The 15,356-nt window shown below is 69.1% G+C and carries 15 protein-coding genes and 1 pseudogene; 11 read left to right on the top strand and 5 right to left on the bottom strand.

The window, feature by feature from the left end; all coding sequences use genetic code 11:
* The first annotated feature begins 5 nt into the window (after positions 1–5).
* The 3 genes and pseudogenes from AB6807_RS01235 to AB6807_RS01225 all read left to right on the top strand — a co-directional run bounded on the left by AB6807_RS01235 (position 6) and on the right by AB6807_RS01225 (position 2,059).
* Positions 6–1,034: an SRPBCC domain-containing protein gene (locus AB6807_RS01235; protein WP_371083211.1), complete on the top strand. Its 1,029-nt coding sequence runs from the start codon at positions 6–8 to the stop codon at positions 1,032–1,034.
* Positions 1,031–1,618, top strand: a pseudogene (locus AB6807_RS01230) (DUF4166 domain-containing protein); the annotation flags it as partial. The gene AB6807_RS01235 and the pseudogene AB6807_RS01230, both read left to right, overlap by 4 nt.
* 93 nt (positions 1,619–1,711) lie before the next feature.
* Positions 1,712–2,059, top strand: a complete 348-nt coding sequence (locus AB6807_RS01225; RefSeq protein ID WP_116908048.1) for a DOPA 4,5-dioxygenase family protein — start codon at positions 1,712–1,714, stop codon at positions 2,057–2,059.
* Positions 2,060–2,063: 4 nt separating this feature from the next.
* Here the strand turns inward: AB6807_RS01225 and AB6807_RS01220 are convergent, their stop codons facing one another.
* Both AB6807_RS01220 and AB6807_RS01215 read right to left on the bottom strand, forming a co-directional pair.
* Positions 2,064–3,452, bottom strand: coding sequence for a Rieske 2Fe-2S domain-containing protein (locus AB6807_RS01220; RefSeq protein ID WP_371083210.1), 1,389 nt, complete (start codon positions 3,450–3,452; stop codon positions 2,064–2,066).
* A 19-nt stretch (positions 3,453–3,471) separates the two neighbouring features.
* Positions 3,472–4,458: a Bug family tripartite tricarboxylate transporter substrate binding protein gene (locus AB6807_RS01215; RefSeq protein ID WP_371083209.1), complete on the bottom strand. Its 987-nt coding sequence runs from the start codon at positions 4,456–4,458 to the stop codon at positions 3,472–3,474.
* Positions 4,459–4,566: 108 nt separating this feature from the next.
* Here AB6807_RS01215 and AB6807_RS01210 point away from each other — a divergent pair, with 108 nt between their 5' ends.
* Positions 4,567–5,397, top strand: coding sequence for a helix-turn-helix domain-containing protein (locus tag AB6807_RS01210; RefSeq protein WP_371083208.1), 831 nt, complete (start codon positions 4,567–4,569; stop codon positions 5,395–5,397).
* A gap of 22 nt (positions 5,398–5,419) precedes the next feature.
* Here the strand turns inward: AB6807_RS01210 and AB6807_RS01205 are convergent, their stop codons facing one another.
* Positions 5,420–6,076: a glutathione S-transferase family protein gene (locus AB6807_RS01205; RefSeq protein ID WP_116908052.1), complete on the bottom strand. Its 657-nt coding sequence runs from the start codon at positions 6,074–6,076 to the stop codon at positions 5,420–5,422.
* Positions 6,077–6,156: 80 nt separating this feature from the next.
* Between AB6807_RS01205 and AB6807_RS01200 the strand changes: the two genes are divergently transcribed.
* The 3 genes from AB6807_RS01200 (at position 6,157) to AB6807_RS01190 (ending at position 9,290) form a co-directional block, all read left to right on the top strand.
* Positions 6,157–7,386 (top strand): polyhydroxyalkanoate depolymerase, encoded by a 1,230-nt coding sequence (locus AB6807_RS01200; RefSeq protein ID WP_371083207.1) that lies wholly within the window; start codon positions 6,157–6,159, stop codon positions 7,384–7,386.
* Between the two features lie 372 nt (positions 7,387–7,758).
* The gene (locus AB6807_RS01195) at positions 7,759–8,655 is read left to right on the top strand and encodes a universal stress protein (RefSeq protein WP_371083206.1); all 897 of its coding nucleotides are present in this window, start codon (positions 7,759–7,761) and stop codon (positions 8,653–8,655) included.
* Positions 8,656–8,663: 8 nt separating this feature from the next.
* The gene (locus AB6807_RS01190; protein ID WP_371083205.1) at positions 8,664–9,290 is read left to right on the top strand and encodes an N-acetyltransferase; all 627 of its coding nucleotides are present in this window, start codon (positions 8,664–8,666) and stop codon (positions 9,288–9,290) included.
* A gap of 12 nt (positions 9,291–9,302) precedes the next feature.
* Here the strand turns inward: AB6807_RS01190 and AB6807_RS01185 are convergent, their stop codons facing one another.
* Positions 9,303–10,265: a LysR family transcriptional regulator gene (locus AB6807_RS01185; protein WP_371083204.1), complete on the bottom strand. Its 963-nt coding sequence runs from the start codon at positions 10,263–10,265 to the stop codon at positions 9,303–9,305.
* Between the two features lie 95 nt (positions 10,266–10,360).
* On the opposite strand from AB6807_RS01185, the gene AB6807_RS01180 reads away from it, so the two are divergent.
* Both AB6807_RS01180 and AB6807_RS01175 read left to right on the top strand, forming a co-directional pair.
* Entirely contained in the window at positions 10,361–11,461 is a 1,101-nt protein-coding gene (locus AB6807_RS01180) for an adenosine deaminase (protein WP_371083203.1), read from the top strand.
* Positions 11,462–11,469: 8 nt separating this feature from the next.
* Positions 11,470–12,462, top strand: coding sequence for a Bug family tripartite tricarboxylate transporter substrate binding protein (locus AB6807_RS01175; RefSeq protein ID WP_371083202.1), 993 nt, complete (start codon positions 11,470–11,472; stop codon positions 12,460–12,462).
* 21 nt (positions 12,463–12,483) lie between these two features.
* On the opposite strand, the gene AB6807_RS01170 is transcribed toward AB6807_RS01175, so the two are convergent.
* The gene (locus AB6807_RS01170) at positions 12,484–12,939 is read right to left on the bottom strand and encodes a CBS domain-containing protein (RefSeq protein WP_116908059.1); all 456 of its coding nucleotides are present in this window, start codon (positions 12,937–12,939) and stop codon (positions 12,484–12,486) included.
* Between the two features lie 220 nt (positions 12,940–13,159).
* Between AB6807_RS01170 and AB6807_RS01165 the strand changes: the two genes are divergently transcribed.
* Both AB6807_RS01165 and AB6807_RS01160 read left to right on the top strand, forming a co-directional pair.
* Complete coding sequence (locus tag AB6807_RS01165; protein WP_116908060.1) at positions 13,160–14,497, top strand: O-acetylhomoserine aminocarboxypropyltransferase; 1,338 nt, start codon at positions 13,160–13,162, stop codon at positions 14,495–14,497.
* Position 14,498: 1 nt separating this feature from the next.
* Positions 14,499–15,305, top strand: a complete 807-nt coding sequence (locus AB6807_RS01160) for an alpha/beta fold hydrolase (protein WP_371083201.1) — start codon at positions 14,499–14,501, stop codon at positions 15,303–15,305.
* Positions 15,306–15,356 lie beyond the last annotated feature (51 nt).

Raw genomic sequence — 15,356 nt, 5'->3', positions numbered from 1 at the left:
CTTTCATGCACAACGACACCGAGGAAAGCAGGCTCGCCGACATGCCGGAAGAACCGCAGCGGCGCATGCCCTTCGCATGGTTCTGGCCGATGCTGGCGGGCGCGCTCGTCGCGCTGGTGCTGCGCATCGTGTTCAGCGGCGGGCCGGGGCACCGCTTCTCGCCGATGCTGGGTTCTTTCGTGTACTTCGTGCCCGCGGTGTGCGGCGGGGTCACGGTGTACCTGGCCGAGCGCATCGAGCGGCGCAGCTGGGGCTACTACCTGTGGGCGCCGTGGGTGGCGACGGCGTTGTTCGTCACCGGCACGCTGGCGGTGTTCATCGAGGGGATCATCTGCGCCATCGTCATCGTTCCGCTGTTCGCGGTGATGGGCAGCGTCGGCGGGCTGGCGATGGGCATCGTGTGCCGCATCACCAACTGGCCCAGGCCCGCGCTGTACGGCTTTGCGCTCGTGCCCCTGCTGCTGGGCGGCATCGAGCCCCAGCTGCCCAACCCCGACCAGTTTTCGCAGACCTCGCGCACGCTCTTCATCGCGGCGCCGGCCGCGCGCGTGTGGCATTCGCTGAACGAGGCGCGCGACATACAGCCCGCCGAGGTCGGCGAGGCCTGGGCCTACCGCATCGGCGTGCCGATGCCGGTGTCGGGCGTGACCGTCGACACACCCGGCGGCCGCGTGCGCCAGGTGCAGTGGCAGAAGAACGTGCACTTCGAAGAAATCATCACCGAGTGGCAGCCCGAGCGCGTGCTGAAGTGGCGCTACCGCTTCACGCCCGAATCATTTCCCGCCGGCGCGCTGGACGACCACGTGATGATCGGCGGCCAGTACTTCGACCTGCGCGACACCACCTACACGCTGACTCCGCGCGACGGCGGCACCGACCTGCGCATCGACGTGTCGTGGCGGCTGAGCACGCGCTTCAACTGGTACGCGGACCGCGTGCTGCAGGCCCTGCTGGGCAACGGCTCGGAAAACATCCTGCGCTTCTACAAGGCGCGCAGCGAAGCCACGACCGCCATCGCGCAGGCCGCACGATGACACGGCAACCCGTCTTCCAGCAGGTGCTGGGCCCGGCGTGGGACCAACTCGGCGACGTGGTTCGCCGGCACTACACGATGGCGCCGTTCTCCGACGACAAGGTGTGCGTGCGCGGCGTGATGAGCGAGGTCTGGCATGCGCCCTGGGCCGCGCTGCTGATGCCCTTCGGCCGGCTTTTCGGCGCGCTGGTGCCGCACACGGGCAGCAACGTGCCCATCGACGTGCACTACCGCTGCCACCCCGGCAACGCGCACCTGTACTGGAACCGCGTCTTCCACTTCGCCGGCAAGCCGCCCTTTCACTTCCGTTCGCACATGGCGCATGACGTGCGGCGCGGCACCGAGGTGATCGAGTACGTGCGCTTCGGCGTCGGCATGCGGCTGGCCGTGAGCGAGGAAGAAGGCGCGCTGGTTTTCCGTGACCTGGGCTATGTCTGGCGCATTGCCGGGCTGCGCATCGCGCTGCCGCTGGGGCTGCTGCTGGGCACCGCGTACGTGGAAGAGCGCCCCGATCCGCACGACGCCGACCACTTCACCATGCGGATGCGCCTGCGCCACCGCTGGTTCGGCGACGTGTTTCGCTACAGCGGGCGTTTTCACCTGGAGCGGCAAGTTCTCCAGGGGCGCGCAAGGCAGGTGGAGGCATCTCGGCGCACTTCGGGCCACAATGCGCCCACCATGCCGCGCCGCCCCGAAAACCTCTACCCCCAGTACCACGCCCACATCTACTTCGCACCCGCCACGCTCGCGCAGGCCCGCGCCCTGGTCGAGCGCGCGGGCCGCGAGCTGATGGTGGTGGTCGGCCGGGTGCACGAGCGGCTGGTGGGGCCGCACCCGCACTGGAGCTGCCAGCTCGCCTTCGACGCCGGCCAGTTCGACCAGGTCATCGGCTGGCTCGACGCCAACCGCGACGGTCTCGACGTGTTCGTGCACGGCCTGACCGGCGACGACTTCGCCGACCACACGGCGCATGCCATGTGGCTGGGCGAGGAAAGCGCGCTCGACCTGCGGATGTTCCGGCACTGAACCGCTAGGCTGCCTTTTCTTCTGTTTTCTCTTCTGTTTTCTCTTCCGTCTTCTTTTCGGCCGTCTCTTCTTCCTTCGCTGCCTCGGCCTCGGCTCCCGCACCGTGCACCTTGAAGAAGGTCGCGCCCTCGACCTTCTGCCCGATGGCCTGCTCGTAGGCCGCGCGCACATCGTCGGGTTGCCCGGCCTGCCCGAAGAAGTCCTTCAGGTACGGCCCCAGCAGTGGGTGCGCCGCCAGCTGCTCGCGCGGCAGCCCGTGGATCATCTCGTCGCGGCACGCTGAAGGCAGGAACACATCGCGGTTCCTTTCAGCATCGCGGATCAGCCCCTTGGGCTCGTGCGCGGGGTCGGACTGCATCGCCTCGATTTCCTCGAAGAAGCGGCGCCGCATCATCACGATGCCCTTGTCGCTCTGGCCCAGCTTCTCGCGCGTGCGGTCGGTGACCGCGCCCTGCCCCACCCACACCACGAAGTCCTGGTTGGCGACGTGGCTGGTGATCCACCGGCCCGTCACCGGGTCCTTGATGGGGCCGTACCACGACGGGATGCGCTGCTGCACATAGGGCTCCTGCTCGTTCGGCACGCGGCTGAGCACCCACAGCACGCTCAGCGTGTGGTGGTCGTCGATGGGCACGCGCCATTCGAAGTGGTGGCCCAGGAAGAAGCCGTTGGGCCACAGCGTGACGCGCCCGGTGGTCCACATCACGTTGTCCTCGCGCTCGCCGCCGCGCAGGCGCTTGTAGACGAAGCCGTGCTCGAACTCCTCGAAGGCCAGCTTCAGGTGCGTGGGCACGTAGGGCCCCTCGTCGCCCTGCAGCCGCGTGGTCCAGTTGTTGTGCGTCCACTCGAAGTGCACCGGGTCGATGGAGTTCTCCTGGCACTGGAACCAGTTGCACGGAATTTCCGCGAACACCGCCTGCGCGAAGCCGTTCCTGCAATTGAACAGCTCCCAGTCGGGCAGCAGCGGCGCGGGCAGCGGGCCCATGTAGGCCCACAGCAGGCCGGCCTTTTCCTGCACCGGGTAGGCCTTGATCTTCGTGTTTTTGCGCATGCGCGCGCCGGGGTCCAGCGTTTCCTCGAAGGGCTGGTGCACGCACTGGCCGCTGGCGTCGTACTGCCAGCCGTGGTAGCTGCAGCGCAGGCCGCATTGCTCCACGTAGCCGTACGACATGTCGGCGTTGCGGTGCGGGCAGCGCCGGTCGACCAGGCCGTAGTTGCCGCCCAGGTCCTTGTAGAGCACCAGGTCTTCACCCAGGATGCGCAGCGGCTTCACGGCCTTGTCGTCGAACTCGCTGGCGCCCGCGACGGGGTGCCAGTAGCGGCGCAGGTAGTCGCCCATCGGCTTGCCGGGGCCCACTTCGGTCAGCAGGCGGTTCTTTTCTTCGCTCAACATGCATCGTCTCCCTTGTTCATCAATCGGCGCGAATGCCGAACTCGCGCACCAGCTTGCCGAAGCGCTGGTCGTCGTCTGAAATCTGCTGCGCCAGCACGGCCGGCGCGCCGCCCACGGGCTCGATGCCGAGCGCGGCCATCTTGGCCTGCACGTCGGGCATCTTCAGGATCTCGTTGAAGTGCCTGTTCAGCGCCTGCACCACGTCGGCGGGCATGGCCCTGGGGCCGAGCAGGCCCATCCAGGCGCTCACGTCCACGTCCCTGTAGCCCAGCTCGATGAAGGTGGGCACCTGCGGCATCAGCTTTGTACGCTGGCGCTCGGCCACGGCGAGCGCCACGAGCTTGCCCGCGGCGATGTGGCCCGCCACCGCGCCCGGCGTGATCCAGCCCACGCTGATGTGCCCGCCCAGCGCGTCGTTGACCACCGGCGCCACGCCGCGGTACGGCGCGTGCGTGGCGGCAATGCCCGCGTCCTTGTTGAGCAGCTCGCCCGCGATGTGCATCGGCGAGCCCGCGCCCGGCGTGCCGTAGGTGGTGGTGTTGCCGGCCTTGGCGCCCGCCACGAGCTGCGCGACGTTGTGGATGCCGGTGGCCGGCGCGGTCACCAGCAGCAGCGGGATGTTGCCGGTCTTGACGATGGGCGTGAAGTCTTTCACCACGTCGTGCGCCACGCCGGGGCCGGCCTTGAGCACATGCTGCGCGATGGGAAAGGTGCTGGGCGTGAACAGCAGCGTGTATCCGTCGGCCGGCGCCTTGGCGACCCACACGTTGCCGATCATGCCGCTGGCGCCGGGCCGGTTGTCGACCAGCACCGGCTGGCCGACGCGCTGCGAGAGCTTCTCGGCGTAGGTGCGCGCGATGGCGTCGGTGTCGCCGCCCGCGGGGTAGGCCACGACGATGGTGATGGGCTTCGAGGGCCAGCCTTGCGCCGTGGCCGCTGCCGTGGCACATAGCAAAAGAATGGCTCCTGCAGCGGCACGGACCGCGTTTCGGTGGTGAAACATCATGCTCTTTTCTTTCAGTGGGAACGACGTTGAAGGTCGTCGCACTTTAGGAACGGCACCGCGAAGCCAGAAGCTATAGTTTCACCGAGTGAACCATTTTCGGGAGGCCGCATGTCGGACACCGCAGGCGCGCAGAGCGTGAAATCCATCGATGCGCTGCGGCGCGGGCTCGACGTGATGCTGGCCATCCAGCGCTCGTCGGCCGTCACGCTGCAGGAGCTGCACCGGCAGACCGGCCTGTCGAAGGCCACGCTGCTTCGCATCCTGAAGACGCTGCAGCAGGCGGGCTGGGCCGAGCGCAGCGAGGTCGACAAGCGCTACGTGCCCACCTCGGCCACCGGCCAGGCGGGACCGGTGGTGGCATGGCGCACGCGGCTGTCCGCACTGGCCGCGCCCGCGCGCGCCACGCTGCAGCGCGTGGTGCCCTGGCCCATCGACCTGGGCGTGCGCGACGGCACGGCCATGCTCATCCTGGACACCGACCGCCCGCGCAACGGCCTGGCCGTGAACTACCGCGCGCTGGGCTTCAGGCCGCCGATGCTGCTGTCGTCGCTGGGGCGCTGCTACCTGTCGTTCTGCCCGGAAGACGAGCGGCGCGAAATCCTGGCGGCGCTGGCGCGTTCGCCCAACGACTTCGACCGCAGCGCGCGGCGGCCCGAGAACATCCGCCGCATGGTGGCGCATGCGCGCGACCTGGGCTACGTGGCGCGCGACCCCACCGCGACCAGCCTGGATTCGCCCGACCGCTTCGGCGCGGTGTCGGTGCCCTTGCGCCTGGGCGAACGCGTGGTGGGTTGCCTGAGCTGCGCGTGGCTGCCCGCGGTGAAGAGCGAGCGCGACATCGTCGCGGCGCACCTGGCCGACCTGCGGCAGGCCGCGCAGAACATCGAGCGCAAGCTGGCGCAGGCGGGCTTCGGGCCACCACCCGTTGCCATCGGCTGAAAGATCGGCGGGTGCGGGCGCCTCAGAACTCCGCGTCGAGCTCGTCGATTTCCTCGGGTTCCTTCTTCGCCTCGGCCACCCATTCCTTCATGGCCGGCAGCTCCATCACGCGCTTGCAGTAAGAGGCGCACACGCTGTCGAGCGCCACGTCGTAGCTGAGAAAGCGCGTGACCACCGGCGCGTACATCGCGTCGGCCATGCCCGGCTGCTTGCCGAACAGGAACGGGCCGCCGTAGGCCTTCAGGCACTCGCGCCAGATGGCGACGATGCGGTCGATGTCGGCCTGCGCGCGCGACCACACCTTGAAGTTCTTGAAATGGGCCTTGATGTTCATCGGCAGCGCGCCGCGCATGGAGCCGAAGCCCGAGTGCATCTCGCCGCAGATGGCGCGGCAATGGGCGCGCGCGGCCACGTCGTCGGGCAGCAGGCCGGCCTTGGGCTTGATCTCGTTCAGGTACTCGCCGATGGCCAGCGTGTCCCACACCTTCACGCCGCCGTGCTGCAGCGAGGGCACGAGCATGGAAGACGACAGCAGCAGCATCTCGGCCTTCATGGCCGGGTCGTCGGGCGGAATGACCTTCTCGCTGAACTCCAGGCCGGCCAGCCTGCACATCAGCCAGCCGCGCAGCGACCAGGCGCCGTAGTTCTTGCTGCTGATGGTGAGAACGGGTTTGGCCATCGGGAAGCTCCTTGAGGTTGCACCACCGCGTGCAAGCGCCATGCCATGCGGCTGGCCCGCAACTTGCCTGCTGCAGGGGCATGCTGTACCGGGCCTACCAGAACCAAGCCGACCTGCTCTCGCCGGCGCGGCTCGCGTCGCAGTACCTGGGCAAGGCCCTGTGGCAGGACGGCACCGAGCGCACCATGATGCGGCGCATGGCCGCCCAGTTCGAGGTGTTCTCGCGCATGCGCCTCACGCACACGCGCCCGCCCTACGGCATCGACAGCGTGCAGGTGGCCGGCGCCGAGGGCACCGAGGTGGCCGTGCACGAGGAAACCGCCCTCGTCTCGCCCTTCGGCACGCTGCTGCATTTCAGGAAGGACATTGCCGCCGTGCACCCGCCCGTGCTGCTGGTTGCACCACTGTCGGGCCATTTCGCCACGCTGCTGCGCGAAACCGTGCGCACGCTGCTGCGCGACCACGACGTGTACCTGACCGACTGGCACAACGCGCGCGACGTGCCGCTGTGGCATGGCGGCTTCAGCCTGGACGACTACACGCTGCAGCTCATCAGGTTCCTGGAGGCCATCGGCCCCGGCGTGCACATGGTGGCGGTGTGCCAGCCCTGCGTGGCCGCGCTGGCCGCCACCGCGCTGATGGCCGAGGACGACAACCCCGCCACGCCGCGCAGCCTCACGCTGATGGCCGGGCCGGTCGATTGCCGCATCAACCCCACCGGCGTCAACGTGCTGGCCACCAGCAAGCCCATCGAGTGGTTCCGGCGCAACCTCATCAGCCACGTGCCGTGGCCGCATGCCGGCGTGATGCGCCGCGTGTACCCCGGCTTCCTGCAGCTGTCAGCCTTCATGAGCATGAACCCCGAGCGGCACAAGAAGCAGTTCCAGGACATGGTCACCCACCTGGTCGAGGGCGAGCTCGACAAGGCCCGCACCATCGGCGCCTTCTACGACGAGTACCTGGCGGTGAACGACCTCCCGGCCGAGTTCTACCTGGAGACGGTGGAGCGCGTGTTCCAGACCTACGACCTGCCGCGCGGCGTGCTCACCGTGGGCGAGCGCACCGTGAACCCCGCCGCCATCCGCCGCACCGCGCTGCTGACGGTGGAAGGCGAGCGCGACGACATCTGCGCCGTGGGCCAGACGGTGGCGGCGCAAGACCTGTGCACCAACATCCGCCCCTACCTGAAAACACACCACCTGCAGGCCGGCGTGGGGCACTACGGCGTGTTCAGCGGCAGCAAGTGGAACGCGCAGATCTACCCGCGCGTGCGCGAGGTGATCCACGCGGCGGCAGAGCTGCACGGTTAGCCGTCACAGGTCTACCGCGCTTCAATCTGGCAAGAGGTGTGAGGCCATTGTTTGCCCTTGCACGTAGGCCTTCCTACACTCGGGCCCCATGCAACGCCAGGCACCCATCCGCGAGACATTGCGCGCAGTCTTCACTGCGCGGATGACTGCGGAATCGCACCAGACCCTCGCAGATCTCTGAGCCCGGCGGTCAGCCTCCCCTTCCTTTTCTTCAGCATCTTTCTTCGACCGCCGGGCCCCAGCCTTGCGCGGTAGCGCGCCCGTGCCCGTGCACGACCACGGGCACGCCGCGCTTTCCCCCAGCTGATTGATTCGCCCGCCGCGCCGCTTCACCCCGGTCGCGGCCGGCCTTGCCATGCGGAAAGAACTTTGATGAACATCCAATCGATCCTGGCGGTGACGGACCTGTCCGCGCACGGCCTGCGCACCGTGGTGCGCGCGGCCTCCATCGCGGCGGCGCACGGCGCGCTGCTGAAGGTCATGTACGCGCCCTCGGCCTTCAGCGGGCCGGCCGACGCCGATGCGGCCCGAGGCCTGGGCGCGGTGTGCCTCGAGGTGGCGGAGCGCTTCGGCATCCTCGTGAAGAAGGTCGACGACCCAAGCGGCAGCCTCGACGGCGCGGCGCAAGAGGCCCGCTGGTGCGACCTCGTCGTGATCGGCGACGAGCCCGACCGCTCGCTGCGCGCCTTCTTCCACGGCCAGCCCGCCGAGCGCCTGCTGCGGGCCGCGCAACGCCCGGTGCTGGTCGCGCGGCTGCACGCCCGCGCGGGCGGCTACGGCCGCATCCTCGTCGCCGTCGATCTGATGGACGCGTCGCGCCCGTTGGTGGACCTGGCCTGCGCCTTCGACAGCGCGGCCGAGATCGAGCTGTTCCACGCCTTCACCGCCATGCACGAGGGCAAGCTGCGCTATGCGGACGTGTCGGCCCACGTCATCGACGCCTACCGCCACGCCTGTGCCCGCCATGCGCGCGAACGCATGCTGTGGCTGTCGGACGCATCGAGCGCGCGGCGCAACCGCGTGGTGTCTTCCATCGGGCGCGGCGACCCGGCGCGCCAGGCCGCCGTGCAGCAGCAGTACACCCAGGCCGACCTGCTGGTGGTCGGCAAGCGGCACCGCGGCGCGCTCATGGACTTCCTGTTCGGCAGCGTGGCGCTGCGCGTGCTGCGATGGTCGACGGGCGACGTGCTGGTGGTGCCGCGTGGCGCGGTGGGCCCTTCGCAAGCGCGGGAAACGCAGGGGCGCCGTGCAGCGGCGGTTGCACGGTGAGGCACCCCATGGTGCTCCCACAGCCCTTCTTCCCGGTGCTGCCGGCGTGGCTGCTACGGCCACTCGAGTTGCGCATCGACGTCGACCCGCGCAAGGCCAAGCCGGCCGACACGCTGGTGCCGGTACGCGAGCGCATGCGCGCGCTGGGCGACCGACTGCAAGCGATGCCGCACTTCGGCTTGGACGATCCGGGCTTGCGTGCGCGGTTTCGCGAGGCCGACGGCGAGCTGTACGTCTACATCGAGGACCTGCGCCGCGACCGGCTGGTCGGCTACACCGTGTTCAACCGACTCGTCGAACTGGGTCGCCAGGCCGACCGCCACATTCGGGCGCCGCATTCGCAGTACGACCCGGCATACCAGCGGCGCGGGCTGGCGTCGTCCGTATACCGGTGGGCGCTGGACCAGGGCATCTGCCTCATGAGCGGCGCACGGCAGTCGCACGGCGCGCACGCGCTCTGGCGCAGCCTGTCGCGCCACTACGAGGCCGGCTTTGCCGACCTGCGCCGCAAGCAGCTGAACTACCTCGGGCGCGAAGTGGCCAGCGCCACGCTGGCCGACCTGCACACGCGCATGTTCCTGCTGGGCGATGGCTGGACGCTGGCGCGCTTCAGGCGCGACGCGCAGATGGGCTGAGGCGTTGGAGCCTCAACGCCGTGTTCGCGGCGCCTTGCTCATCCGCCGCACCGCCAGCTCCCCTGCCTGCGGCAGCCGCTCGCGCAGGAACGCGATCAGCTCCTGTGCCACCACGTTGCGCATCGGCCCCGGCAGGTAGGCCAGCACCACGCGGCGCTCCACGCGTGGCTTCAGCAGCGGCACCACCACCAGCTCGGGGTCGCGCAGCGACGAGGTGTACAGCCGCGGCATCAAACCCAGCGCCTGCCCGCTGCGCACCAGCGCGTAGAGCGTTTCGGAATAGCTCACGCGGTACGGCTCCGCGCCCTGCGCGAACTGGGCGCGCGCCGGGTTGCCCAGCGCGGGCATGCTGCCGCTTTCGAACAGCACCAGCCGCTCCCTGCCGATGGCCTCCCACTGGGCGTCGCCGGCGGCCGCCAGCGCGTGGTCGCGCCGCACCACCAGCACCAGCGGGTCGCGGAACAGGTCGATGCAGGTCAGCCCGCCCGGCGGCTCGGTGATGGCGGCCACGGCCATGTCGAGCTGGCCGCTGCGCAGCTCGGCCAGCAGCGCGTTCGAAGGTGCATCGCGCCAGGCCAGCTCCACCTCGCGTCCGCCGCGCTGGCCGGCTTGAAGAAACTCGCTCGCCGCAGCCGCCACGCGCGCGCTGGCCGAGGGAATCACGCCGATGCGCACGAACGCCCGCCCGCGCTGCACCGTGCTCTGGATGTCGCGCAGCGCCACCTCGAAGGTGTTGACCAGGAAATCGGTGCGCGCCAGCACCTCGGCGCCCACCGGCGTGAGTTCCAGCCGGTGGGTGGAGCGCGTGAGCAGTTCGGCGCCCAGCAGCTTTTCCATCTGCTTGATGGCGTTGCTGAGCGCCGGCTGCGTGATGGCCAGGCGCTTGGCCGCGCGGCCGAACTGGCCTTCTTCGACCAGCACCGAGAAGAACTGCAGCTGGCGCAGCGTGAGCGCACGCAGGGGCAAGGCGGCCATGGGCACTCCTGGTTGCATCGGTCATTGATTCAGTGAATCAAATTATAGAAATTCAAAATTTTCCTTATGGCTTCTTCATTACTAGACTGCCACGGATGAACAGCCCCACCCTCGCCCCGTTCACGCTGGAGCACTTCCTGCGCGCGATCCCCAAGGTCGAGCTGCACTGCCACCTGTTCGGCACGGTGCGCCACGACACCTTCAAGCAGCTGAACCAGCGCGCCGGCGCGCCGCTGGCGGCCGACGAGATCGAAGGCTTCTACACGCGCGGCGAAAAGCCCGTGGGCGTGCTGCGCGTGCTGCGCGCGCTCGACGCGCAACTGGTGCGCAGCGCCGGCGACTTCTACCAGCTCACGCTCGAGTACCTGCAGGACGCGGCCTCGCACAACGTGCGCTACGCGGAGTTCTTCTGGAACCCGACCGGCACGGTGCACGCGTCGGGCATTCCGTACGCCCTGGCGCAGGGCGCGATCGTGCGGGCGATCCACGACGCGCAGCAGGAGTTCGGCATCGTCGGGCGCCTCATCGCCGCCATCGACCGCGAGGCCAGCGCCGCGGCGGCGGTGGAGATGGTCGAGTGGGTGAAGGCGCACCGCTGCGACGAGGTGATCGGCATCGGCATCGATTACCGCGAGAACGACCGCCCGCCCGAGCTGTTCACCCAGGCCTACGCCAACGCGAAGAAGGCCGGGCTGAAGACCACCGCGCACGCGGGCGAGTTCGGCATGCCCTGGACCAACGTGCGCACCGCGCTCGACGTGCTGCAGGTCGACCGCATCGACCACGGCTACACGGTGGTCGACCAGCCCGACTTCGCCCGCCAGTGCGCCGAGCGCGGCATTCTCTTCACCGTGGTGCCCACCAACTCGTACTACCTGCGCACGCTGCCGCCGGAGCGCTGGGCGCTCGACCACCCGATTCGCCGCATGCCCGGCCTGGGCCTGCGCATCCACCCCAACACCGACGACCCGACGCTGCACAAGGTGACGCCCACGCAGGCCTGGCTGATGATGGTGCGCGACTTCGGCTTCGGGCTGGACGACCTGCGCGGCTTCATGCACAACGGCCTGGACGGCGCCTGGATCGACGACACCCAGCGCCGCGCCTGGCGCGCGCAATGGAGCGACGCCTTCGACTCGCTGCGCGCGCGCCTGGCCACCGAACCCACCCCCGCCGTTCCCCCGACCCTCGGATGACCCACGCCATGAACACCCCTCGCCGCCTTCTTCTTGCAGCCGCAATCTGCGCCGCACTGCCCATCGCCGCGCTTCCCACCGCGGCGCTCGCGCAGGCCTGGCCCGCCGCCAAGCCCATCACGCTGATCGTTCCCTACTCGGCCGGCGGCAGCGTGGACGTCAACGCGCGCCTCGTGGCACAGCGCCTGGGCGAGCGGCTGAAGCAGTCGGTGGTGATCGAGAACGTGAGCGGCGCGGGCGGCGCCATCGGCGTGGCCAAGGCGGTGAACGCCGCGCCCGACGGCTACACGCTGGTGGTCGGGCCCGACAGCGCCATCGCCATCGGCAAGCTGGTCAACCCCACGGCGTTTCGCTTCGACCCGCTGAAGGACCTGGCGCCGGTCGGCCTGCTGAACACCGCGCCCATGGTGCTGGTGGCGCGCCCCGGCCTGGAGGCCCAGACCTTCACCGACTTCGTGAAGCTCGCCAAGGCCAAGCCCGGCAAGTACAACTACGCCACCTCGGGCGTGGGCACCGTGCTGCAACTGGCCATGGAACTGCTGAAGGAGCGCAGCGGCATCTTCGTGACGCACGTGCCCTACCGCGGCGGCGCGCAGATTGCCACCGACGTGATCGGCGAGCAGGTCGACCTGGCCATGCTGGTGAGCACCAGCGCCATTCCGCACGTGAACGGCAAGCGCCTGAAGGCGCTGGGCATCACCAGCAGCAAGCGCCTGGCCGCGCTGCCCAACGTGCCCACCTTCGACGAAATGCCCGGGCTGAAGGGCTTCGACATGGTGAGCTGGACGGGCATCTTCGCGCCCGCCAGGACGCCGCTCGCCGTGGTGGCGCAGATCAACCAGGAGCTGAACGCGGTGCTGCAGGAAGAAGGCGTGCGCAGCAAGCTCGTGGAGCAAGGCGCGCTGCCGGGCAGCGGCACGGCGGAGTCGTTCGGGAAGTTCGTGCAGGCGGAATACGCCCGCAACCAGAAGATCGTGCAGACCGCCAACATCAAGGAGTGACGTGGCAGCGAGACCGGCAGGTCAGCCGGTCTTGCTCTCGTCTTCCGCCGGCCAGTCGCGGATGTAGGCCTTGAGCATCTTGTTCTCGAAATTCTGGCTGTCCACCACGGCCTTGGCCACGTCGTAGAAGCTGATCACGCCCATCAGCATGCGCTGGTCCATCACGGGCATGTAGCGCGCGTGGCGCTCCAGCATGATGCGGCGGATTTCGTCGAGGTCGGTTTCCAGCGTGCAGGTAACGGGCGCGTCGTCCATGGCCTTGCGCACGAGCGTGGTGCCGACCTGGCCGCCGTTGTTGACGATGGCCACGATCACTTCCCTGAAGGTCAGCATGCCGACCAGGTCGCCGTGCTCCATGACCACCAGCGAACCGATGTCCTTTTCCGCCATGGTGTTGGCGGCCTCTGCCAGCTGGTCGTCTGGCGTGATGGTGAAGAGCGTATTGCCCTTCACGCGAAGGATGTCGCTGACTTTCATCGTGTGCTCCTCTCGGGACTCAATCTCGGCTATCTCAGGGGGTGTCGCTGGGGTGTCTCTGGGGTGCCTGTACAGGCGTACCGTTTTTGAATATAGCCCACAATCGGCGCCGACCCGCACGCCCCTGTCGCGCACGCATGAATTGCGCGCGCCGCGGGCCGTGCGCAGCGCCCCCCGGCGCCCCCCAGCGACCCCATAGAGACAACAGAGAAAGGCCTCCATGCCCGGATATTCCGACCCCGGTTTCGACACCCTCGCACTGCACGCCGGCGCCTCGCCCGACCCCGTCACCGGCGCACGGGCGGTGCCCATCCACCTGACCACGTCCTTCGTGTTCGAGTCGAGCGACCACGCCGCGGCCCTGTTCAACCTGGAGCGCGCGGGCCACGTGTACTCGCGCATCAGCAACCCGACCAACGCGGTGCTCGAGCAGCGCGTGTCGGCGCTCGAAGGCGGCATCGGCGCCATCGCCACGGCCAGCGGCCAGGCCGCGCTGCACCTGTCGGTGGCCACGCTAATGGGCGCGGGCTCGCACATCGTGGCCAGCACGGCGCTGTACGGCGGCTCGCAGAACCTGCTGCACTACACGATGCGCCGCTTCGGCATCGAGACCACCTTCGTGAAGCCCGGCGACCTGGACGGCTGGCGCGCCGCGGTGCGCCCCGAGACCAAGCTCTTCTTCGGCGAAACCGTGGGCAACCCCGGCCTCGACGTGCTCGACATTCCCGCCGTGAGCGACATCGCGCACGAAGCCGGCGTGCCGCTGCTGGTCGACTCCACCCTCACCTCGCCCTACCTGATCAAGCCCTTCGACTGGGGCGCCGACCTGGTCTACCACTCGGCGACCAAGTTCCTGTCGGGCCACGGCACCGTCATCGGCGGCGTGGTGGTCGACGGCGGCAGCTTCGACTGGGAAAAGGCATCGCGAAACGCCCCCGACGGCAGCGCGGGCAAGTTCGCCGAGCTGACGCAGGCCTACGACGGCTTCCACAACATGGTCTTCAGCGAGGAAAGCACCGTCGGCGCCTTCCTGCTGCGCGCGCGCCGCGAGGGGCTGCGCGACTTCGGCGCCTCGATGAGCCCGCACACGGCATGGCTGATCCTGCAGGGCATCGAGACGCTGCCGCTGCGCATGGAGCGCCACATCGACAACACGCAGAAGGTGGTCGAGTTCCTGGCAACGCACCCGTTCGTCTCGCGCGTGGGCCACCCGCTGATCGAGTCGCACCCCAGCCACGCGCTCGCGCAGAAGCTGCTGCGCCACGGCGCGCGCGGCGCCGGCGCGGTGTTCAGCTTCGACATCAAGGGCAGCCGCGCGCAGGGCAAGGCCTTCATCGAGGCGCTCAAGCTGTTCAGCCACCTGGCCAACGTGGGCGACTGCCGCAGCCTGGTGATCCACCCGGCCAGCACCACGCACTTCCGCATGACCGACGAGGCGCTGGCCGGCGCGGGCATCTCGCAGGGCACCATTCGGCTGTCGATCGGGCTGGAAGACCCGGCCGACCTGATCGACGACCTGAAGCGCGCGCTGAAGGCCGCTGAAAAGGCGGGTGCCTGACATGAACTACACCGTCAACGGCCACGCCACCTACTGCTACACCGGCGCCAAGCCCCTCGACCCGGCCAAGCCCACGGTCGTGTTCATCCACGGCGTGCTGAACGACCACAGCGTGTGGATCCTGCAAAGCCGCTGGTTCGCCAACCACGGCTGGAACGTGCTCGCGGTCGACCTGCCCGGCCACTGCAAGAGCGAAGGCCCGCCGCCCGCCAGCGTGGAAGACGCGGCCCAGTTCGTCCTTGCGCTGCTGGACGCGGCCGGCGTGCAGAAGGCGGTGCTGGTCGGCCACAGCTTCGGCTCGCTGATTGCGCTGGAGGCCGCCGCGCGCGCGCCCGAGCGCGTCACGCACCTGGCGATGGTCGGCACGGCCTACCCGATGGTGGTGTCGCCCGCACTGCTCGACGGCGCGCTCAACGACCCGCAACGCGCCATCGCGATGGTCAACACCTTCTCGCACTCGATGATGGCGCCGCCGCCCTCCTCGCTGGGCCCGGGCACCTGGCTGCACGGCAGTTCGCGCGCGCTGATGCGCCGCGTGCTCGCGAGCAACCGCGAAGCGAACGTGTTCCACATCGGCTTCAAGGCCTGCAACGACTACGCCAACGGCGAAGCGGCGATGGAGAAGGTGCAGTGCCCGGTGCTGTTCCTGCTGGGCGAGGCCGACCAGATGACGCCGCCGCGCGCCACCAAGCCGCTGGTGGCCAAGGCCCGCCATGGCAAGGTGGTGACGGTGCAGGCCGGCCATGCGCTGATGAGCGAGGCGCCCGATGCGGTGCTGTTCGCGCTGAGGGACTTCGCGGCGTCCTGAGTCCGCGCGCCACGGGGCCACGGAGCCATGGCGCTGTAACGCTGTGGCCCG

Origin of the sequence: Variovorax sp. RCC_210, from assembly GCF_041355175.1 — a bacterium.
In the GTDB taxonomy this organism is placed as follows: domain Bacteria; phylum Pseudomonadota; class Gammaproteobacteria; order Burkholderiales; family Burkholderiaceae_C; genus Variovorax.
This window is presented reverse-complemented; position numbering and strand designations above follow the sequence as displayed.